The 19,587-nt window shown below is 42.3% G+C and carries 19 protein-coding genes and 1 pseudogene; 13 read left to right on the top strand and 7 right to left on the bottom strand.

Annotated elements, in window-relative coordinates; genetic code table 11:
• Window positions 1-124: 124 nt before the first annotated feature.
• On the bottom strand, window positions 125-3,250 hold the full coding sequence (locus BLQ53_RS15700; RefSeq protein WP_244499366.1) for a glycoside hydrolase family 32 protein: 3,126 nt from the start codon (window positions 3,248-3,250) through the stop codon (window positions 125-127).
• Window positions 3,251-3,885: 635 nt separating this feature from the next.
• On the opposite strand from BLQ53_RS15700, the gene BLQ53_RS15695 reads away from it, so the two are divergent.
• A complete protein-coding gene (locus BLQ53_RS15695; RefSeq protein WP_093728254.1) occupies window positions 3,886-4,866 on the top strand; it encodes a LacI family DNA-binding transcriptional regulator in 981 nt (326 codons plus the stop codon).
• 506 nt (window positions 4,867-5,372) lie between these two features.
• On the opposite strand, the gene BLQ53_RS15690 is transcribed toward BLQ53_RS15695, so the two are convergent.
• Window positions 5,373-6,272: a PhzF family phenazine biosynthesis isomerase gene (locus BLQ53_RS15690; protein WP_093728253.1), complete on the bottom strand. Its 900-nt coding sequence runs from the start codon at window positions 6,270-6,272 to the stop codon at window positions 5,373-5,375.
• 340 nt (window positions 6,273-6,612) lie between these two features.
• On the opposite strand from BLQ53_RS15690, the gene BLQ53_RS15685 reads away from it, so the two are divergent.
• The 10 genes from BLQ53_RS15685 to BLQ53_RS19005 all read left to right on the top strand — a co-directional run bounded on the left by BLQ53_RS15685 (window position 6,613) and on the right by BLQ53_RS19005 (window position 13,597).
• Complete coding sequence (locus BLQ53_RS15685) at window positions 6,613-6,918, top strand: YfzA family protein (protein ID WP_093728252.1); 306 nt, start codon at window positions 6,613-6,615, stop codon at window positions 6,916-6,918.
• A gap of 16 nt (window positions 6,919-6,934) precedes the next feature.
• Complete coding sequence (locus tag BLQ53_RS15680) at window positions 6,935-7,306, top strand: GntR family transcriptional regulator (protein WP_093728251.1); 372 nt, start codon at window positions 6,935-6,937, stop codon at window positions 7,304-7,306.
• Between the two features lie 7 nt (window positions 7,307-7,313).
• A complete protein-coding gene (locus BLQ53_RS15675; RefSeq protein WP_093728250.1) occupies window positions 7,314-8,180 on the top strand; it encodes an ABC transporter ATP-binding protein in 867 nt (288 codons plus the stop codon).
• The gene (locus BLQ53_RS15670) at window positions 8,173-8,781 is read left to right on the top strand and encodes an ABC-2 transporter permease (protein ID WP_093728249.1); all 609 of its coding nucleotides are present in this window, start codon (window positions 8,173-8,175) and stop codon (window positions 8,779-8,781) included. Before BLQ53_RS15675 ends, BLQ53_RS15670 begins: the two co-directional genes overlap by 8 nt.
• 316 nt (window positions 8,782-9,097) lie before the next feature.
• Complete coding sequence (locus BLQ53_RS15665) at window positions 9,098-9,961, top strand: STAS domain-containing protein (protein ID WP_093728248.1); 864 nt, start codon at window positions 9,098-9,100, stop codon at window positions 9,959-9,961.
• Between the two features lie 177 nt (window positions 9,962-10,138).
• Complete coding sequence (locus BLQ53_RS15660) at window positions 10,139-11,617, top strand: aldehyde dehydrogenase family protein (protein ID WP_093728247.1); 1,479 nt, start codon at window positions 10,139-10,141, stop codon at window positions 11,615-11,617.
• Between the two features lie 108 nt (window positions 11,618-11,725).
• Window positions 11,726-12,472 carry a thermonuclease family protein gene (locus BLQ53_RS15655; RefSeq protein WP_093728246.1) on the top strand — a complete coding sequence of 249 codons (747 nt, stop codon included), beginning with the start codon at window positions 11,726-11,728 and terminating at the stop codon, window positions 12,470-12,472.
• A 15-nt stretch (window positions 12,473-12,487) separates the two neighbouring features.
• On the top strand, window positions 12,488-12,820 hold the full coding sequence (locus tag BLQ53_RS15650) for a hypothetical protein (RefSeq protein ID WP_093728245.1): 333 nt from the start codon (window positions 12,488-12,490) through the stop codon (window positions 12,818-12,820).
• Window positions 12,821-12,876: 56 nt separating this feature from the next.
• A complete protein-coding gene (locus tag BLQ53_RS15645) occupies window positions 12,877-13,329 on the top strand; it encodes a DinB family protein (protein ID WP_093728244.1) in 453 nt (150 codons plus the stop codon).
• Between the two features lie 115 nt (window positions 13,330-13,444).
• Window positions 13,445-13,597 (top strand): hypothetical protein, encoded by a 153-nt coding sequence (locus tag BLQ53_RS19005; RefSeq protein WP_170829731.1) that lies wholly within the window; start codon window positions 13,445-13,447, stop codon window positions 13,595-13,597.
• 10 nt (window positions 13,598-13,607) lie between these two features.
• On the opposite strand, the pseudogene BLQ53_RS15640 reads toward BLQ53_RS19005, so the two are convergent.
• Window positions 13,608-14,305: pseudogene (locus BLQ53_RS15640) on the bottom strand (Type 1 glutamine amidotransferase-like domain-containing protein).
• 363 nt (window positions 14,306-14,668) lie between these two features.
• Between BLQ53_RS15640 and BLQ53_RS15635 the strand changes: the two are divergent.
• Both BLQ53_RS15635 and BLQ53_RS15630 read left to right on the top strand, forming a co-directional pair.
• Window positions 14,669-15,376: an MBL fold metallo-hydrolase gene (locus BLQ53_RS15635; RefSeq protein WP_093728243.1), complete on the top strand. Its 708-nt coding sequence runs from the start codon at window positions 14,669-14,671 to the stop codon at window positions 15,374-15,376.
• The gene (locus BLQ53_RS15630) at window positions 15,369-15,899 is read left to right on the top strand and encodes a TetR/AcrR family transcriptional regulator (RefSeq protein WP_093728242.1); all 531 of its coding nucleotides are present in this window, start codon (window positions 15,369-15,371) and stop codon (window positions 15,897-15,899) included. Before BLQ53_RS15635 ends, BLQ53_RS15630 begins: the two co-directional genes overlap by 8 nt.
• A gap of 109 nt (window positions 15,900-16,008) precedes the next feature.
• On the opposite strand, the gene BLQ53_RS15625 is transcribed toward BLQ53_RS15630, so the two are convergent.
• From BLQ53_RS15625 to BLQ53_RS15610, 4 genes are all read right to left on the bottom strand, one after another.
• On the bottom strand, window positions 16,009-16,260 hold the full coding sequence (locus tag BLQ53_RS15625; RefSeq protein WP_093728241.1) for a hypothetical protein: 252 nt from the start codon (window positions 16,258-16,260) through the stop codon (window positions 16,009-16,011).
• A 114-nt stretch (window positions 16,261-16,374) separates the two neighbouring features.
• Complete coding sequence (gene sdhB / locus BLQ53_RS15620) at window positions 16,375-17,151, bottom strand: succinate dehydrogenase iron-sulfur subunit (protein ID WP_093728240.1); 777 nt, start codon at window positions 17,149-17,151, stop codon at window positions 16,375-16,377.
• Window positions 17,151-18,920 (bottom strand): succinate dehydrogenase flavoprotein subunit, encoded by a 1,770-nt coding sequence (sdhA, locus tag BLQ53_RS15615; protein ID WP_093728239.1) that lies wholly within the window; start codon window positions 18,918-18,920, stop codon window positions 17,151-17,153. Before sdhA ends, sdhB begins: the two co-directional genes overlap by 1 nt.
• Window positions 18,921-18,953: 33 nt before the next feature.
• Window positions 18,954-19,574: a succinate dehydrogenase cytochrome b558 subunit gene (locus BLQ53_RS15610; RefSeq protein WP_093728238.1), complete on the bottom strand. Its 621-nt coding sequence runs from the start codon at window positions 19,572-19,574 to the stop codon at window positions 18,954-18,956.
• Window positions 19,575-19,587: the final 13 nt, after the last annotated feature.

Here is a 19,587-nt window from a genome sequence, read left to right as displayed (position 1 = left end):
ACGAAACAGAAGTTCAATGCGGCATCGTTTGGTCAGGGCAAAACAAATGTTATTATTACGTGAATATCAGTTGAATTCGACGTTCAACACAAGATGTGTCGAACGTCGGAGGTCTACTCGGATATTACTCATTGGAGACGTTATAGATTTTCACATTTTGATAAGTAGCTTTGCCTCCAAATACATTCAACCCAAAATGTCCTTCTGCAAAGGTTCTATCTTTAGTATCAATTACTTTCTCCCCGTCTACTTCAATTTGAATATGTGGACCATCAGCCATTATTTTCACTCGATAGGTCTCTCTCGGCATAATAAATACTGGTGTGTTATCAATTACCATGCTATCTTCAAAGCGGCCATTTAATTTATAAAAGAGACGATAAGCTTTCATATTTGGATCCAAGTTGAAGTAATATCCACTTTTACCATCTTCACTTGTTCGGAAAAGGATAGCTCCAGCACCACCCTCTTCAAGTGTCATGTCTACCTCATAGATAAAGTTTCCACCAGTTTCCTTTGCCACATAATTAGCATCACTGGTATGCGATCCGCGAATTCCTTCTTCAGTAGCAATCCACTTAGCGGCAGCAGTATCTGATTTCCAACCACTAAGATTTGTGACAAAATTCTCTCCATATACACAAACTGCCACACTTTCAGACAATTTATTATTTCGTGTTGAAACAGTGAGCAACACTTCCCCAGCACCAGTACCTTTCAGTACGGCATTGCAATTGTTGGCACTTTCTATACTTAAAACATCGGGATCAGATGATGACCATTTAAGTGGTTGAACGCCTGTCCCTTTGCGTACCGCTTCAATGGAAATTGTATCTCCAATATTCATCTCTTCCTTGCTAGAATTGAACACAATACTAGCCCCTTCATCAGTGTCCCTATTCCAAATATCATCTAATGTGTGGACAGTTAATGAAATAATCCGGATAGGACCACCTTCTGTATAGAAGCTCATTCCCATACTCGTTGCATTAGGAAAAATCACATCGGAAAATACACATTTCCCATCATTCGCAAAAACCTCAACAGAACTATCCACAAAGATATTTAGTTTAATTCGTTGATTTTCCGGTTGTAATTCTGCCGCGTGAAACGTTGAAAATTGATTCGAAAAATCCGTCTGCCCTGACTCAGAACGATCAACAAATAATTGCTCTGCTGCTGTATTGTATCCGACAATAGTTTTATCGTTTGTCCCCTCCCGAACTCGAAAACCAAATTCTGTAACGCCGCTATTAGAGGGTATCTCCATCTCCGCTTCAATTTCAAAAGAAGTTTCTTTTATTTTTTTTAATAAGTTAGATGCATTGTTGGCATTAATTTCTTTATTTTCTACGTAAAAAACAGTCCTGCGAATTGTTTGTAATTCTTTGATTGGCGATTGAGCAAGTCTGATTCCTTCATCGGTTTGAATCAGACGTAGCTCCCTCGGTATAGTAAGTTGACCCTTCCATCCTTCTGTTGGAAATTCAAAGGGATAATCCCAATTTGACATCCATGCAATTGTCACCCGGCGATTATCCGGCATATTCGCAAAAGACATAGACGCATAAAATTCCTTCCCGTTATCTGTCTTTAATACCTTTCCAATTGGGTTGTCATTGATGAATTTTCCTTCGGGTGTCAGATGACCAATGAAATATTCTGCATCAGATCCTTCCGTATTCAGATTTGCTCCTGTGCTGATCATAAGAACCCATTTTTTCTCGGCTGTACCTTCAACTTCAAGTTTAAAAAGATCAGGACACTCCCATACTCCTCCACGAATATAATTACCATATCCAAAGTTATCCTTATGCTCCCAGCGTTTAAGATCTTTGGAAGTGAAGAAACGAACATGGTCTCCTCCTGAAACAACCATAACCCATCGATCATTTGCTTCATCCCGTACTACTTTTGGGTCGCGAAAATCCCAAGAACCTGGATCATCCATATCCTTTCCAGGGTTTTCAATCACGAATGGATGCTCGGTTGCATACTCCCATGTCCGTCCTTTATCCGTACTAAATGCAAGACCGATTCGTTGATTTCCGTTCTGAGCATCTGGGTTGAAACTAGTATAGTATGCAACCAATCCTTTATCTTCAGATTCTGAAAATAGCCCAGATACATTGTGCAAATCTACCACCGCAGATCCTGACCATATATGCCCAGCATCATTCCACGACAAAGCTATAGGCAGGTGTTTCCAATTAATAAGGTCTTCACTAACTGCATGCGCCCACTTCCCACCATCTTGGTGAAAGAGATGGTACTCTCCCGCGAAATATACAAGCCCATTTGGATCGCTCGCAGATCCCCTAGCCGGGGAATAATGATATTTCGGTCTATGCTTTTCTTTATAGTATCTATTTGTGGGCACTAAATAGATATCTTGAAAATACGCTTTACCACTTGATACCGTCACTCCTGTTACACCACCCGTGTAACTACTATCCGTAACTTCAATCGCTGGGGTGAGGTAGCCATCGATAAACATTGTAATTTCCTCGCGGATTACTATTAATTCCAAGTGATGTTTTGTACCAATCAGTGATTCGAAACCTCGTAATGATCTTCCAAGAACTGTACCATCTGCTTTTTTTAATTCTACTGTCATTTCATCATTATTTTTTTTAAACAAAGCGTGATAACCACTTGTTCCATTTTCAGTCATGCGAAACGTAAAACCCGCCTCCGCTTGTTCTTCATCAAAGGAGATATTACCTTCCAATACGAAATCACTCGACTGGATCTCATAGTAACGCGTAGCTATTTCATTCTCTAAAGCAATTCCTTTCAATCCTTTTATGCTTGGTTCCCAGTTACCTTCTTCAACTATGGTTGAACCTAAATTTGTTTTGAACTCGCTCACTTTCACGTTATGAAAAAGTGCAGAACCATTCCATACATGTAATCCTAATTGCCCTCTATCATAAAGTGAAATCGTAGAATCTATTAGTGGGGTATACTGTTTCTCCCAATACACTTTAATATTTTCTGCTGCTACTTTTACCTTTACATGATAAATACTGTCTTCTTTGATATTTACTTCAACTTCTTCTTTCAATCTATTTTCATCACGAGCATCGCGTAGCCGGACCAGACCTGGATCTGGTACTATCTGAACCATATAGGAATCCCAAACATTTTCACCGGATCGAAATACCAAGGTAGCATCTGCTGATTTTTCCAATATCTTTATATCCGCTTCATATATAAAGTCTTCCGAATGAACACTTGATATCGCCATTACATTCTCGTTTGTTTCAGAAGTAAGCTTTAATCCCTGCTTCGTCTCTTCAAATGTACCTGCACCACGGACTTCCCAATTAGTTAAGTTTGTTTTGGCGTTAATCTCTGAAACCTCCCCACCTTTTTTTGGTAATTGCTACTTGTTCTGTTGCCAGTTATTTATCACTTCCATATTACAGTAAGCGCTTCCATATATCAACCGGTTGACATATGCTTGACGTGAAAGTCTTTAACTACGAATTTCTTGTAGCTAAACTAGGTGTTTGCCTTTTTTTGGTATGGAACTTAAAACGTATCAGTGACTTATGGTAAAAAACCAAGAGTGGCTGATTTGTTAAAGATGAAGAAGATACAAAAAGCTGACCAATAGTGATAACATGAACATAGTGAGAAAAATATCCAAGTGAAATGCTGAAATCCATACTGATTGGCATGGACATACTGATTTCTGTAACGCAGTCCATAAGGATTTCAACCTGGCTGAAGAAGATTTTAATTTGCTGGACTATAATGTTATATCTTATTAGAATCGGTGAATCTTATTCAATCTCGAGATACGATTGAGCCTTTGCGAAGGCCTTTTAGCGTAGCTGAATAATTTATACTTAGCATGGAGAAAGAGGATGAGGAAAATTGAAGCCCAAAATTGAGGATGTTGCTAGATTAGCCGGTGTATCGCCTACAACAGTTTCTCGTGTATTAAATGATCGTGGGTACATAAGCAATCAGACGAGAGATAAAGTGCACGATGCAATGACCAAACTGAATTACTTTCCAAATGATGTTGCCCGTTCACTGTTTACGAAACGTTCCAACTTGATAGGTATCATTATGCCAACAACAACCAATCCATTCTTCGGTGAGCTTACATTTCATTTGGAGAACATCTGCGCTTCTTTAGGTTATAAAGTGCTGCTTTGTAATAGTCTTAATCAAAAAGATAAAGAAAAAAAGTACTTAGATATGCTGATGCGCAATCAAGTTGATGGGATTATTGTAGGCACCCATAACCTAGGCATATTGAATTATCAGAAGCAAAATCTAGCTGTTGTATCAATAGACCGCTACTTATCTGAAACAATCCCTGTTGTAAGTTCAGATAATTACGAAGGAGGCAAGCTAGCAACAGAACTATTAATCAGAAAAGGTTGTAAACAAATAGTTCTGATTGACGGCGTGAAAGAGCTAGAAAAATCGTACAAAAGAAGAGAAGCATATATAGATACACTAGTAAGAGAAGTTAAAGTACCGATAATATATGAAATACCAGAAGTATTTAATGTACAGAAACAGCAAGAAATCATAGAAAACATATTTAGTGAACATCCTGAAGCAGATGGGATATTTGCAACAAATGATATATTTGCAGCTTCCTACATAACCGCTGCCAAGCGTCATGGCAAGAAGATCCCTGAAGATGTTAAAATTGTAGGGTATGATGGTACAGAAACGGTACGGACAGTTTTGCCGGAACTTACGACAATAAGACAGCCTATTGAATTGATTGCTAAGGAGGCAATTAATATTTTGCTAAGGGAGATCGAAGGAGAATTCACAGATTTTCCGCATGAAACAAAGCTTCCAATTAGTCTATTAGAGGGGTCCACAACATAAATTCAACGATAACTCGGCTAATATTTTTCATATTATGACAGGACGTGATTCGTTGAAGCCAATGATGACTAGAATGTCTTTAAATTTGTTCAGGTATGTTTTTATTTCTCTTCAATAACCAGTTTAAGTTTCCGCAACATTTTTTAAAGCAAAGGATTTCCATCGACGTATTTACACGAGAGTTGGTTAGCTTAAAGTATTAAAAAGACATTTTACTAATTTGAACTACACCCCAAAGTTATAGTAACACTTTAACTTTGGGGTGCTATTTATGGTGAAATGTAAATACAATCTTTTAAAATGTAATGAATAATTCTCGGATTCTTACTTCTGACTGCAGCATACGGTACGATGCAACTAACATCTTGTTTTACAATTCCTTCAATGGCTATATGGGTATATCACCAACTATATTTAGTAGGATATGCCGTCTTAAAAGTTCGCTTCACTTCTTCAATTGAAAGTGCATGAAATCCCCTTCCATTCACGAACGATGTTACAATCTATCAAAAACCTAGCATTACCTGCATTTCTTTGATGTAAACCGCCTTCCCAGTTATAGCGATATCAAACGAATCACTGTCTTTTGAAACCAGCACTGCAACCCGACCATCTTTTCCTATTTCGTGCCCCTGCTCTACTATCAGGTTAAGAGGTTCTATAACATCATTAGTTATGTATGTTGCATAATAAGCTCCCATTACCCCTGATGCAGTACCAGTCACTGCATCTTCAATGGTCCCTGAATAAGGCGAGGAGAAATGTCTGGCGTGCATATCGGCATTGGGATCATAGGTTTCCAGACAGAATGGATGTACAGAAGATGCAGGCATGTCTATCAAAATTTCCGGAAAGAGCTTATTATTTGGTCTCATTTTTTGAAAGGCTTTAAGGTGTTTTATCGGGATCAGCAAAGTCCAAGTACCAGTACTGCCATAAAGGATGGGTAAATCAGCGTGAAGATCGGTTTCTTTTAATCCTATTGCGTTCGTTAAATTTTCCTTTGACCCTGTAAATTGCTTGAATATCGGAGAAGCCTGTTTCATGGTCATGGATATTTCACCGTCAGTAGATGCGTTTATAGTAAACGGCAGAATACCAGCATTTGTTTCGATAGTGAATGTTGATTTATCTTCCAATAACCCTTTATCCTTCAAAGCGTAAATAGTTGCCATTGTTGCATGACCGCATAAATTCATTTCATGACCCGGGGTGAAAAATCGTATTCTAAGGTCAGCTACATCCGATGCAATAGGGAAAGCAGTCTCATTAAAACCGACTTTTGAAGCGACTTCTTGCATTTCCGCATCTGTCAATGCACCTCCATGCAACACTACTCCCGCAGGATTTCCCTTATTAGGTTCTTTACTAAATGCATCATAATGATAAACCGTCACCGATTTCATAGCTCTCCTTCTTTCTGATTCTCGAATATATTATTGGTAATCTACTTCTAACAAAATAAATCAACAAAGTGATAATTATTTGAATATATTTAATATTACTGTAAATATTGATTGAATAAAAGTTGGGTAAACATTTATATGCTACAGAACATTAAACATTGCAGCCATAGAATGGACTTCCATCCCCTATTAAGCTCAGCGTATAAACCTGCATCACATCTCCTTATTTTAGCAAAAATGGTTGCACACCTCTCCTCCTTCGTATATATTGTATACATAGAATATATACACTGTTATGATCTGCGTATAGAACAGAACATAAAAAGGAGAGCAATTTAGGATGAATGGCGCAGAAAAAGTCCCCAATTTTAAGCTAACAAGGTACTGGATAATTGCACTAGGTATTTTTCTTCTTGTACAAGTAATCTTCTTTCTGATCGATGGCACTTCCCTGGAACCGAGAATAAATGATAGCGACAGCTTCCTCCCCAGGATACTTAGAAGTATTTTAGATTTAAGACTATTCACGGAATGGATTACACCTTATTCGTATCCATATTTCAATCTGGCCATTACTGTTCACATTCTGGCATTACTAATTGCGGCGATCAGAGATGTTATCGCAATACTTATCTCCAAAAAATAGAATAAGAGGGATCTGCATGCAAATCATTATTTCCAACAATTCGAAGGAGCCGATTTATGAACAGATTACAAACCAAATTAAATCGTCCATTTTATCGGGTGAACTGCCGGAAGGTGCTGCCATTCCTTCCATGCGCAAACTTGCACAGGATTTACAAATCAGCGTTATCACAACGAAACGGGCTTATGAAGAATTGGAAAAGGCAGGGTTTATTTACTCCATTGTCGGCAAAGGCTCATTTGTTGCTGAACAAGATCTAGAGTTCATCAAAGAGAAAAAACTGAAAGTGATCGAAGAGCAGCTAAATGCCGTCATTACAAACAGCCGGGAAATCGGCTTATCCCTTGATGATCTGCAGCAATTAGTAAGGATTTTATATGAGGAGTGAAGCAAAAATGGAAAACGTAGTCGAATTGACTAATGTGACGAAAGAATTCAAAGATTTTTCCGTTAAAAATATTGATCTTCAAGTAAAGCGTGGCTTTGTACATGGCTTTATCGGTGCTAATGGCGCTGGTAAGTCGACGACGATAAAAATGATGATGAATCTGTTACAGCCGGATGCTGGTGAAGTGAAAGTGTTTGGCATGGACTACAAGACGCATGAGAAAGCAATCAAGGAACGAATCGGGTTTGTTTATGATGGCAATGTATTCTATGAAGGTCTTCATTTAAAGGATATAAAACGCATTGTCGCACCAGCTTATAAACATTGGGATAATGCACTATTCTCTCAATATGTGGAGCAGTTTGAACTTCCGCTTAATAAAGCGATCAAAAATTTCTCAAAAGGCATGCAAATGAAGGCATCCCTGGCGATTGCATTGTCCCATCATGCAGAATTGATCATCATGGATGAGCCGACTGCAGGTTTGGACCCTATTTTCAGACGGGAGCTGCTCGGGCTCCTGCAGGAAATCATGCTGGACGGCAGCCGCACCATCTTCTTCTCAACCCATATCACAACAGATTTGAATCGCATCGCAGATTATATAGCGTTCATTAATCGCGGGAAGTTAGTTTTTAATAATTCCATTCATGACATAACGGAAAATTATGCACTCGTTAAAGGAAGAACAGAGCTTCTGGATAGAGATACAGAGAAGGCTTTCGTGCATATAAACCGCTTATCAACAGGTTTTGAAGCTTTAACGGAAAATGTTACTGCGGTGGAAAATACTTTTGGAGACAGCGTTGTTATTGAACAGGCCACACTTGAAGATATTATGTTTCATATGAAAGGCGGTATGCAGCATGTTTAATTTAATAAGACGAGACTTTATTTTGCAAAAATGGCAACTGTTGTTATTAATATTTATCGTATTATTCTTTGTCTTAATTGACAGACAGCACCCAGCTTTCATCTTTCTGCTAGCAAGCGTTATAATTCCAATTAATACGCTTGCTAATGACGAAAAAGCAGAAACTAACATACTATTGAATTCGCTGCCATATACACGCACGGAAATTATTGCTTCCCGCTACCTAGGGTCAATCGTTTTTATAATTTTAGCAACTGGAGTGACAAGTATTTTATTGTATGTTTTCAATAAACCTTTTTCAATCACAGACATTGCAATAAGCAGCAGTTTAGCCTTATTACTATTATCTTTTTACTTACCTATGTCTTATATCATAAAACCAGGTTATAATTTCCCAGTTGCATTAATCAGCTTCTTGATATTATCCGGCATAGTTCCTCCGATGGTATCTTATTTAAGTGAAAAATTTACATCATTCACAGATTTCATTTTAAAGCTATCTGTGCCCACCTTGTATACAAGCGCCTTACTACTTGGCTTAGCTTTCTACGGAACTTCTTGGTGTATCTCTAGCCTCATTTATCGACGGAAAGCTTTTTAATCTGTATTCATGTAAACCTACTCTTTTAAAAAATAAACGTATTCAAGTCATTACTTGGATGCGTTTATTTTATCAATTACTTTTTTCCAGTTGATGTGGATCATCCATAAAAATAAAATTTAACAACCCCTCGCCAAATAACTCGTTTACTTTGACAAATCACCCTTCCATTGTCCAGACTTGTAACATAACGGTAAATACACATGCTAATTCCTAATATAATTTAGAAAAGCAGTATTTGCTATACCGCATTTAGCTTCCATTCCGATTTCTCATGGATTATCATGAAGGTAGCATATTAAAAGGGGACATCAAAATGAAAGACGAATTGAGATATATAGGGGAGAAGATACAGAAGAATAAGGACATTATAGCCGATTCTGTCCTTCTAAACCTCGATTCGAAATTGAACCAGGAACTTCTTATTTTATCTCTTCCGAAAGAACAGTTATCCGAATTCAATGCGGAGCTTGTGTTCAATATCGGTGCCATTCTTTTCGCAGAAGATAATGAAGAAGAAGTAAAGCAAAATTTTCTTTGCTGGGGAGCAAGGGCTGGAAAGACTGCTACCGAAATGAATACTTCTTTGACAGCCACTTTACAGTATGTATCCAGTTTCCGGAGTGTCATATGGGACATTTTCATGGAGGAGCTGGAGGAACGTCATTTTGCTCCTATAACGATGCTGGATGTGTCGAAAATCATCGATCCGATGCTGGAGTTAGTCAGCTTCGAGATTGGCAAGCAGTTTGAGAATCATAACACGAAGATGATGAATATCGCATACAGCGCACTGGAAGAGCTCTCTGTTCCGGTCGTTCCAATTTTTGAAGGACTGGCCGTGATACCCATTGTTGGCGATATCGATACACATCGTGCCCAGCTGATCATGGATACTGCATTATCGCAAGGAAATGCTTTGGAGCTGAATCATCTTGTGTTGGATGTTTCTGGTGTCGTGATGATTGATACGATGGTGGCGGATCAAATATACCAAATTGTTCAATCGCTTAAAATCAGCGGTATCGAAACGATCATCACTGGAATACGGCCAGAGATTGCACAGACGATGGTGTCGCTCGGCTTGGATTTTAAATCACTCTTGACTTTATCCACCTTAAAGAATGCGCTGGATTATTTAGGGTTTGGCGAATTGAATAAGACTAGCAAAAAGAGCTGATCGTTTTTCGATCAGCTCTTTTTATCATCTTTCACTAGGATTACGCAGGTATACGATCCTCTGTCTCTTCTAACAAAAAATCTGTTTTCCATCCCATTAATTTTTCCAAATAGGATACTATCGACTCTGTTTTGGGTAGATTAAAAATGACAATTAATCTGAACGGAGTGATACTTCATGCCAATCGAACCAATCGTTATCGATGCCATCATCAATGGTAAAAAACACAAAGCAGAGAAACAAGCGCCACGTGAGAATCCTGCCAACCCGGATGAAACCGTCGGATATGCGCCGCTGAATACGAGGGCAGAAACAATCCAAGCGATCGACGCAGCAGATGCGGCCTTTACAATGTGGCGGGAGACCTCCTTTGATGAGCGAATCGCCCGCATGAGGCGTGCTATCCAGAAAATCAAAGAGAAGACTCCGGAAATAGCAGTACTACTCGCCCGCGAACATGGGAAAGCTCTATATGATGCCGAAGGTGAAATTGCTGTATCAATGATGTGGATGGAATTTGCTTGCGATAATATTGCCGATGTTCTGCAAAATGAGGTCGAGGAGCATAACGGCGGCAAAACGATCATCGCCCGGGATGCAGTTGGTGTCGTCACTGCCATTTCCCCTTGGAACTACCCTATTTCCCTCTCTACTATCAAAATCGCTCCAGCACTGCTTGCGGGCAATACGATGGTACTGAAACCAAGTCCGCTTGCACCGCTTGCCGTCAGCAAGGTAACCGAGCTGATTGCCAATGAATTTCCGCCTGGTGTATTGAATTTGGTGCATGGTGAAGCCGAGGTTGGCGTGGAGCTCACCTCTAATTCAAAAGTCGCGAAGATCGCTTTTACCGGTGGGACGGAAACGGCTAAGCATATCATGAAAGCGGCAGCAGATACGATCAAGCATATGACACTGGAGCTTGGCGGTAATGATGCAGCCGTCGTGCTTGATGATTTTGATGTGAATGATGACAAGGCGATGCGTCGGATTGTTATTTCGAATTTCCTGACAGCCGGTCAGATTTGTATGATTGCCAAACGGGTCTATGTACATGAAAAGATTTTCGATAAGTTTATTGAAAAGTACCGGGAAGCTGCCGATAAATGGATCCGCGTTGGAGATCCATTCGATAAAAACGTCACGGTGGGTCCTCTCAACAATAAAAAGCAAGTGGAATTTGTGCAGCGTTTGATTGATGATAGCAAACAAAAAGGTGCTGAAGTCATCAAACTTGGAAAAGTATTGGATGAAGAATTATATCAGCGGGGTTACTTTATGCAGCCTACCCTAGTGCTCGGTGCAGATTATGATGATCCGATCGTGGAACAGGAGCAGTTCGGTCCGACAGTGCCGATTCTCCCATTCAAAGACGACAAACATGCTATCCGGCTTGCCAATAACAGCATTTATGGACTGACAAGCTCGGTATGGGGCAAGGAAGAGCATGCTCTGGAAGTGGCTAAGCATATCCAAGCGGGTACGACGATGATCAATACAGCTGCCATCCAAGGGTTGGATGTCCGTTTCCCTTTCGGCGGCGTGAAGCAATCCGGAATCGGCCGTGAATATGGAAAAGAAGGTCTTCTCTCATATGCAGAAACCCATGTCATCAATATACCGAAGACACTGGATCTGCCATATATACCTGAATGAAATAAAAGCAGTGCATCAAATGCCAGATGCACTGCTTTTTGCTCTTGTAAGCTGCAATTTTCCTTCGTATGATAAGGTTAGTTACAGCTAGAAGGAGCTTTTCACAACATGAAGAACACGATACATAAAACGATTTGGCTGGTTATTTTCCTGTTTTTGATCAGTGCATGCGGGACAGTCAGTACTGCAAATGAGCAGTCAGATTCGAACAAACAGGCAACGACAACATCCGGAACAACCGACAAAGTAGAAGTTTCCCTAATCAGGATCGTTGATGGAGACACGATTAAAGTAAACTACAATGGGCAAGAAGAAACAGTTCGCTATTTACTTGTCGATACGCCCGAGACGAAAGCACCCAATAAATGTGTCCAGCCATATGGAAAAGATGCTTCCAAACGGAATGAAGGATTGGTGACGAATGCAGATAAACTGGAACTGGAGTTCGATGTCGGGGATAGAATGGACAAGTACGGACGGCTGCTTGCTTATGTTTACGCAGATGGTGTAAGTGTCCAGCAGACATTGCTCGATGAAGGGCTGGCTCGGGTAGCTTATGTGTATCCGCCCAATACAAGATATCTGGATACTTTCGAAAAAGCAGAAGCATCAGCTAAAAATGCAGGTATTGCAGTGTGGCAGCAAGATGGATATGCAACAGAACGCGGCTTTAACGGCTGTGCCACCAGCCAAGAAACGTCAGTCGACACACCGACTGAGAGCCAAACAAATGAATCTACGAACTTTGCCAATTGCACCGAATTGAGAAAAACATATCCTGACGGTGTACCAAGCTCTCACCCAGCTTACCAACGCAAGTTTGACCGGGATAAGGATGACTATGCTTGTGAATAGGAAAGGAGCTTTCGCTTGGAAGGAACGAAACATGTACAGGTTTATGCGCAGCACCGGCATCATGATCCGGCATTTATCATCGGCAATGCAGAAGGGCTTCGTGCATTAATCCGTGCCCTGGAAACTGCCCTGGAAACAGGTTGTGGCCATGCTACTGTTTTCCCTTCGGACGGGGAAGGCTATGATGTCCTTATAAAGAAACTGGAACCATTGGAAGAAAAGCTGTTTGAAAGCTTGGAAATGCCATACACTGAACAGTATGGACCCCAAAATTCACATTGTTATTATGAACATAGATCGGATGATCCAGCTGCACCTCATCCGATTCACTCCGTTTTCCACAGATGACATACCTGTTTATTTCGTTTATAGTGGAACTCGAATAATCTAAAAGGAGAGTATATATGAGCAAAACAGCATATTGGAAAGATAACTGGTTGCACCACCGCAACGTATTGATCAACTTACTGGACCATATCGAAGATGAACATCTGGACTTTAAACCATGGGAAGATGCGATGACACTGCGGGACCTAGTACTTCACATAGCCGGATCGAATGACATGTTTGTGAACATGGTAAAAACAGAAACAATGTCGGCTCCGGATCTCCCTGAAGTACATACAATGGGCGATCTGAAGAAAGCGGTCCAGCATTTCACGGAGCAGACAATCCAAGCTTTTGATACAATCACGGATGAAGAACTGGCATTGCAAAATGAAGCAAAAATACCTGGCATGCAAGGCAAAAAAGAACTTTACCTTCAAGCCATGTATGATCATGAACTGCATCATAAAGGACAGTTATTCCTTTACGCTCGCCTAGTCGGAGCAACCGACCTGCCTTTCTTCCGCTAAAAGAACCCTTGCAGTTAATCGCTGCAAGGGTTCTTTTTAGTTTTTACAAAAAACGACATACAACTTAACACATCTTAGAAAATATGAATTAATGATTGTTATGGTGTATGTGATCATGCGTGAAGAAAAAGATAGTGTCCGCTGCCTGACAGAAGCTAACAGCACCGTATGTAAATGGTTTGATATAAAGGCAGATGCCGATTTGTTGAAAAAACAGCTGGTTGTTGAAACCGCTCCGCATATCCACTCGTTTATTATTGAAATGTAAACGTCAAAATTCAATTCAGGTAAGCAGCTGAAATGCGCTCTTCGATGGGGCCGGCTCCTTGCCTGTTTATTTTATGCGCAGCCGCTTCCTTCCGTGAACAGACAACATGCATCAATTGTTCATCCACGAAGTGTAAAGCTGCACTATCATCGACCCCGTACCCTTCCATTATCCTCCCTTGCTCGATGGCCGCCAAGTAAGCCGGCCTCCGCTTTATCTCACCATTGAAATGTGGACATATACTGCCTGATAAAATACCAAGCCCCTTAGCCGCGTACAACGATCCGTTCAATGGATCTGTAAGCCCTTCTTCAAACCAGCAGTTAGCTCCTGCGCTTAGCCCTGTTAGGATAATGCCATTTTGGTAGGCTAGAGCTATGATTGTATCCAGCTTCCATTCCTGCCATAATGCCAGCAAATTCCGCGTGCTGCCTCCTCCGACATAAAGAATATCCTGTTCCAGCACTAAAGCATGCAAATGCTGGAATGACGGCTCAAGCAAAGACAGATGACTCGGTTTGCACGAAAGCCGATGAAAAGCCTCATAAAAACGTCGGATATAATCTGGCTTATCCCACTTGCTGTTGGAATAAAACAAATGCGAGGTTCTTGTTTGCCACTTTGCGAAAGGATATATCGATCAAGTGCCAAGTTGTCCGGTTCCATTGAAAATCCTCCGCCTCCAAGTGCGATAACCTGTCTTTTCATCATTGGACTCTACTCCTTCATATGCAATAAATACAACTGGCAGCAAGGTAAAGAAAACGCCTCATTTCCTCCTATCAAAGCTCCCATTCCCCAAATGTTTGATTAATATAATCACCTGAAGTACGAGACCAGTTATCAGCAAGATAGGATCCGCCAAGACTGCCCCAATATCATCGATAAGGCGGCCAGAACCTGTGAGCCTCCTCCCCATATTTTAAAATTTAAAGCAACACATTCTCTCCCTCCTTGGTACCTGGTTTACTTCCCCGTATCCTATATCCAATGAGATGGAAAATAAAACCTTGCCTAACTAATGGTATTAGTTTATAGTGTAACTAATACCATTAGTTTGGAGTGGATCATATGCGTATTCGAAATCAAAAAAGTCTGTACCAGCTCACATTCATGCCACGTTTGTTTCCGGTGAATTGTTATTTAATTGAAGAAGAAAGCGAATTGACATTGGTGGATGCAGCGCTCCCTTCCCGAGCATCATCCATTCTTTCTGCTGCCCGTACCATCGGCAAACAGATTACCAGAATCGTGTTGACACATGCACATTCGGACCATATCGGAGCTCTGGACGGCTTAAAAGCTGCTTTACCTGATGCAAAGGTCATGCTATCAGAGATGGAGTGGGATATACTTCAACATAAAACGAAAACAGCTGATGGCCTTCCTATCAAGGGTGATTATCCAAAAAATATCAAGACGAAAGCCGATGAATTTTTGAGCGAAGGAGATCGAGTCGGTTCACTTGAAGTGATTTCATCACCAGGGCACTCACCAGGTATGCTGGCATTTTTCGATCATCGGAATGGTGCGCTCATTGCCGGAGATGCCTTTCAGCTTCGTGGTGGAATAGCAGTATCGGGGGATGTAAGATGGCAGTTCCCGTTTCCTGGCTGGGCAACATGGAATAAGGAATGCGCCATCCAATCCGCCAGAAAGCTAGCAGACTTAGAGCCCAATGTCCTTGCGATTGGACATGGTGATCTGCTGCACACGCCGACTGCGAAAATGAACCAGGCAATTTTACGTGCTGAAAAAGGAGTCGAACAACATGCCTAGAATGCAGCTCACCAAAACAGCCATTACCGATACCGCTCTTTCTTTAGCAGATCAGCATGGCTATGAAGCTGTCACCATGGCGAATATCGCCCGTTCCCTGACAATCAAGCCGCCATCCCTGTACAACCATTTCAAAAACTTGGAGGAGATCAAACAGGCAATGGCTGAAGCTGCCCAAAAGCAGCTATACGATACTTTGAAGGGAACAGAACAAACTTCACAGCCAATGCTTTCACTTGCCAAGGCATATGTGAACTTTGCAAGTTCCAACCCCGGGTTATACGCTTCTTCTCTGCCAGGCGGTAACGGAGAATATGCAAATGCCCTCGTTCGACTCGTTGCGGATGCCCTCCAAGCTTACAAGCTAGAGAATGAAAAAATGATCCATGCCATTCGCGGGTTCAGAAGCATGCTGCATGGATTTGTAGATTTAAATACTCATGCAGGATTTAAGCTTGAAGTTGACTTGGAAGCATCGCTTGAAGAAGTGGTTGGTATATTTGAACGTGGTTTGCAATCATAATAGCTAGTATATGGAGCAGTTGCATTGGCAGAGGTGCAAGTTGACGGGACACTCGCAACGGGGTTATAAAAGAGAATGGAAATATTAAATTAACATTGAAGAAAAAATGCTAGTTCGATAAGTCCGTCGTATCGTTCTTCTGTTTATTCTTTAATAAGCGCTCTGTGACGAACCCTGCTATAACACCAATAAATACTGGAATAAGAGAGCCGCCAGCTTCAAACACGACGCCTTCCGATGCATTTTCTTCATAGAAAGTCCAGCTCAGCAAAGAAATATCAAATGTGTTGCCAATTGTATATAAAAGGACCATTGCTAATAAAGAGGCGAGCAAAGGAAACCAGAATAGCTTTTTCTGCATCGTAATATCTCCTTTTATTAGTATCTTATTATCAACATTATAACAGTAAAAATAATCCAGCTCAAAGTAAAAACGGAACTCTGTATGAGAGTTCCGTTTTTACTTCTAACTGCCTTAATAATTCGAATCGCTTCCAAAGAAGTTCTTGAACGACTGGATATTCGTTGCACGGTTCATCTCAGCGATGGATGTTGTCAACGGAATACCTTTCGGGCAAACCTGCACACAGTTCTGTGAGTTACCGCAGCTGCCGATACCGCCTTCACCCATCAATGCTTCCAGGCGTTCGCCTTTATTCATCGAACCAGTTGGGTGGGCGTTGAACAAACGAACTTGGGAAATCGGTGCTGGGCCGATGAAATCAGATTTATCGTTCACATTCGGGCATGCTTCCAAGCACACGCCGCAAGTCATGCATTTGGAAAGCTCGTAAGCCCACTGTCGCTTCTTCTCCGGCATACGTGGACCAGGTCCGAGATCATACGTACCGTCAATTGGTACCCAAGCTTTTACTTTTTTGAGGCTGTCGAACATCTGGGAACGGTCGACCGCCAAGTCACGGATGATCGGGAACGTGGACATTGGCTCAAGCCGGATCGGCTGCTCCAATTTATCGATCAGTGCTGCACAGGATTGTCTTGGTGTGCCATTGATGACCATGGAGCATGCTCCGCAAACTTCTTCCAGACAGTTCATATCCCAATAGATGGGTGTCGTGTCCTTACCATCTGCATTCACCGGGTTTCTCCGTATCTCCATCAAAGCGGAGATGACGTTCATGTTCTCCCGGTATGGTACCTTAAACGTTTCTTCATAAGGAGCGCTGCTCGGATCATCCTGACGCGTCACAATCAGTGTAATCGTCTCTTGTTTCGGTTTCGTCGCTTCCATTATGCTTTTGCCTCCTTCGCTTTCGCCTGGCTGTAGTCACGTTTTCTCGGCTCGATATAGGAAGTGTCGACTTCTTCGTAATAGATATCTGGTGAGTTGGAGGATTCATCATATCTAGCCATCGTCGTTTTCAGGAATTCCTCGTCATTCCGTTCTGGGAATTCCGGTTTATAATGTGCGCCGCGGCTTTCATTACGCTGATAAGCTCCGATTGTCATCACGCGGGCCAGATGCAGCATATTCTTCAGCTGGCGTGTGAACATGACGCCTTGATTGCTCCAAAGCGATGTGTCATGGATATTGATATTGTTCCAGCGCTCTTGAAGCTCCTGGAGTTTATCATCCGTTTTCAGCAGTCTGCTGTTTTCGCGAACAACCGTCACATTATCCGTCATCCATTCGCCTAGCTCGCGGTGCAGCTTGTACGCGTTTTCCTTGCCGTCCATTTTCGTCATCTTATCGAAAGCAGCCTGCTCTTTGGCAAGCGCATCATCGAATAGCTTGCTGGAAAGATCATCTGCATGCTTGTCGAGTCCGTCGATATATTTGATTGCATTCGGCCCGGCTACCATTCCGCCGTAGATCGCCGACAGAAGGGAGTTCGCACCAAGGCGATTGGCACCGTGCTGGGAGTAATCACATTCCCCGGCAGCAAAGATGCCCGGGATGTTCGTCATCTGATCATCGCTGATCCAAAGGCCGCCCATGCTGTAATGGACTGCCGGGAAGATTTTCATTGGTACCTTGCGTGGGTCGTCACCTGCGAATTTCTCATAAATCTCAATGATTCCGCCCAGTTTGACATCTAGCTCTTTTGGATCCTTGTGAGACAGATCAAGATAGACCATGTTCTCGCCATTGATACCGAGCTTCTGGTTAACACACACATCGAAGATTTCACGCGTCGCGATATCACGCGGTACCAAGTTTCCATACGCCGGGTATTTCTCTTCCAGGAAGTACCAAGGCTCCCCATCCTTATAAGTCCAAACGCGCCCGCCTTCCCCGCGAGCGGATTCACTCATCAAGCGGAGCTTATCATCACCAGGAATGGCTGTAGGGTGGATCTGGATGAACTCCCCATTCGCATAAATTGCACCTTGCTCATATAAAGCACCGGCAGCAGAACCTGTGTTGATGATCGAGTTTGTCGACTTACCAAAGATGATACCAGGGCCTCCTGTCGCCATGATGACGGCATCTGCCCTGATGGCGCGCAATTCATGGGATTGGATGTTCTGCGTCAGGATACCGCGTCCCACGCCTTCTTCATCGATGATGGCGTGGACAAATTCCCAGCCTTCATATTTCGTCACAAGACCGGCTGTCTCATAACGCCGAACCTGCTCATCAAGCGCATACAATAGCTGCTGACCCGTTGTCGCACCAGCATAAGCTGTCCGGTGATATTGCGTACCTCCGAAACGACGGAAATCAAGCAGCCCTTCCGGTGTCCGGTTGAACATGACCCCCATCCGGTCGAGCATATGGATGATGCTTGGTGCAGCATCACACATCCCTTTGACCGGCCCTTGATTGGCAAGGAAGTCCCCGCCATAAACCGTATCGTCGAAATGCTCCCAAGTGGAGTCTCCTTCCCCCTTTGTATTGACAGCTCCATTGATGCCCCCCTGGGCACAAACGGAGTGCGAGCGTTTGACCGGAACAATCGATAACAAATCTACATGAACGCCGGCTTCTGCTGCTTTGATGGTCGCCATCAAACCTGCAAGACCCCCGCCGACAACAACTATATTTCGTTTACTCATAATCTTTAAGTCCCCTCTCTTAAAGCAGCTGTCTTATACACCCATGCCGAATGCCAGCAATGAGCGTACCCCCAAATACGTTACGCCAAGGAACACTAGCAGCGTCGCATATGTCGCGATTCGCTGGGAACGAGGTGACACGGTGATGCCCCAGGTAACCAGGAAGCTCCATAAGCCGTTCGCAAAATGGAACGTTGTGGAAATGACGCCGATCAAGTAGAACCAGAAGAAGAATGGCTGCGTCAGAATGGCCTCCATAAAATCAAAATCAATTGTTTCTTGGGTGAAGATCGTGGCGACGCGCGTCTGATAAACATGCCATGCGATGAAAATCAACGTCACGATACCTGTGATCCGCTGCAACAGGAACATCAGGTTACGGAAATATCCGTATCTCCTTGTATTGTTCTTGCCTGTCAGTACGATGTACACACCGAGAATGGCATGATACAGGATCGGTATGTAGATGACTACCCATTCAAGCACGAACCGGAATGGCAGGTTATGCATGAAACTGGCAGCCGTATTGAAGCTGCCGCTTCCGTATGCAGCGAAGTGGTTGATCACCAAGTGCTGGATAAGGAAGATTCCGATTGGAAGCACTCCCAACAACGAATGAAGCCTGCGGTAGAAAAACTCTCGATTCTCGTTCATACGTACCCCCTCA

This window comes from Terribacillus halophilus, assembly GCF_900101385.1.
Lineage (GTDB): Bacteria > Bacillota > Bacilli > Bacillales > Amphibacillaceae > Terribacillus > Terribacillus halophilus.
Note: the sequence above shows the minus strand (reverse complement) of the source record. Positions and strands in the feature narration are given on the sequence as shown.

Bases quoted from the DNA above. Each gene is read 5' to 3' on its own strand.
- BLQ53_RS15655 (WP_093728246.1), top strand. From the start codon at position 11,726: ATGAAGAACACGATACATAAAACGATTTGGCTGGTTATTTTCCTGTTT.
- BLQ53_RS15660 (WP_093728247.1), top strand. From the start codon at position 10,139: ATGCCAATCGAACCAATCGTTATCGATGCCATCATCAATGGTAAAAAA.
- BLQ53_RS15665 (WP_093728248.1), top strand. From the start codon at position 9,098: ATGAAAGACGAATTGAGATATATAGGGGAGAAGATACAGAAGAATAAG.
- BLQ53_RS15630 (WP_093728242.1), top strand. From the start codon at position 15,369: ATGCCTAGAATGCAGCTCACCAAAACAGCCATTACCGATACCGCTCTT.
- sdhB (WP_093728240.1), bottom strand. From the start codon at position 17,151: ATGGAAGCGACGAAACCGAAACAAGAGACGATTACACTGATTGTGACG.
- BLQ53_RS15680 (WP_093728251.1), top strand. From the start codon at position 6,935: ATGCAAATCATTATTTCCAACAATTCGAAGGAGCCGATTTATGAACAG.
- BLQ53_RS15610 (WP_093728238.1), bottom strand. From the start codon at position 19,574: ATGAACGAGAATCGAGAGTTTTTCTACCGCAGGCTTCATTCGTTGTTG.
- sdhA (WP_093728239.1), bottom strand. From the start codon at position 18,920: ATGAGTAAACGAAATATAGTTGTTGTCGGCGGGGGTCTTGCAGGTTTG.
- BLQ53_RS15670 (WP_093728249.1), top strand. From the start codon at position 8,173: ATGTTTAATTTAATAAGACGAGACTTTATTTTGCAAAAATGGCAACTG.
- BLQ53_RS15645 (WP_093728244.1), top strand. From the start codon at position 12,877: ATGAGCAAAACAGCATATTGGAAAGATAACTGGTTGCACCACCGCAAC.
- BLQ53_RS15625 (WP_093728241.1), bottom strand. From the start codon at position 16,260: ATGCAGAAAAAGCTATTCTGGTTTCCTTTGCTCGCCTCTTTATTAGCA.
- BLQ53_RS19005 (WP_170829731.1), top strand. From the start codon at position 13,445: ATGCGTGAAGAAAAAGATAGTGTCCGCTGCCTGACAGAAGCTAACAGC.
- BLQ53_RS15700 (WP_244499366.1), bottom strand. From the start codon at position 3,250: ATGGCGATATCAAGTGTTCATTCGGAAGACTTTATATATGAAGCGGAT.
- BLQ53_RS15675 (WP_093728250.1), top strand. From the start codon at position 7,314: ATGGAAAACGTAGTCGAATTGACTAATGTGACGAAAGAATTCAAAGAT.
- BLQ53_RS15685 (WP_093728252.1), top strand. From the start codon at position 6,613: ATGAATGGCGCAGAAAAAGTCCCCAATTTTAAGCTAACAAGGTACTGG.
- BLQ53_RS15635 (WP_093728243.1), top strand. From the start codon at position 14,669: ATGCGTATTCGAAATCAAAAAAGTCTGTACCAGCTCACATTCATGCCA.
- BLQ53_RS15690 (WP_093728253.1), bottom strand. From the start codon at position 6,272: ATGAAATCGGTGACGGTTTATCATTATGATGCATTTAGTAAAGAACCT.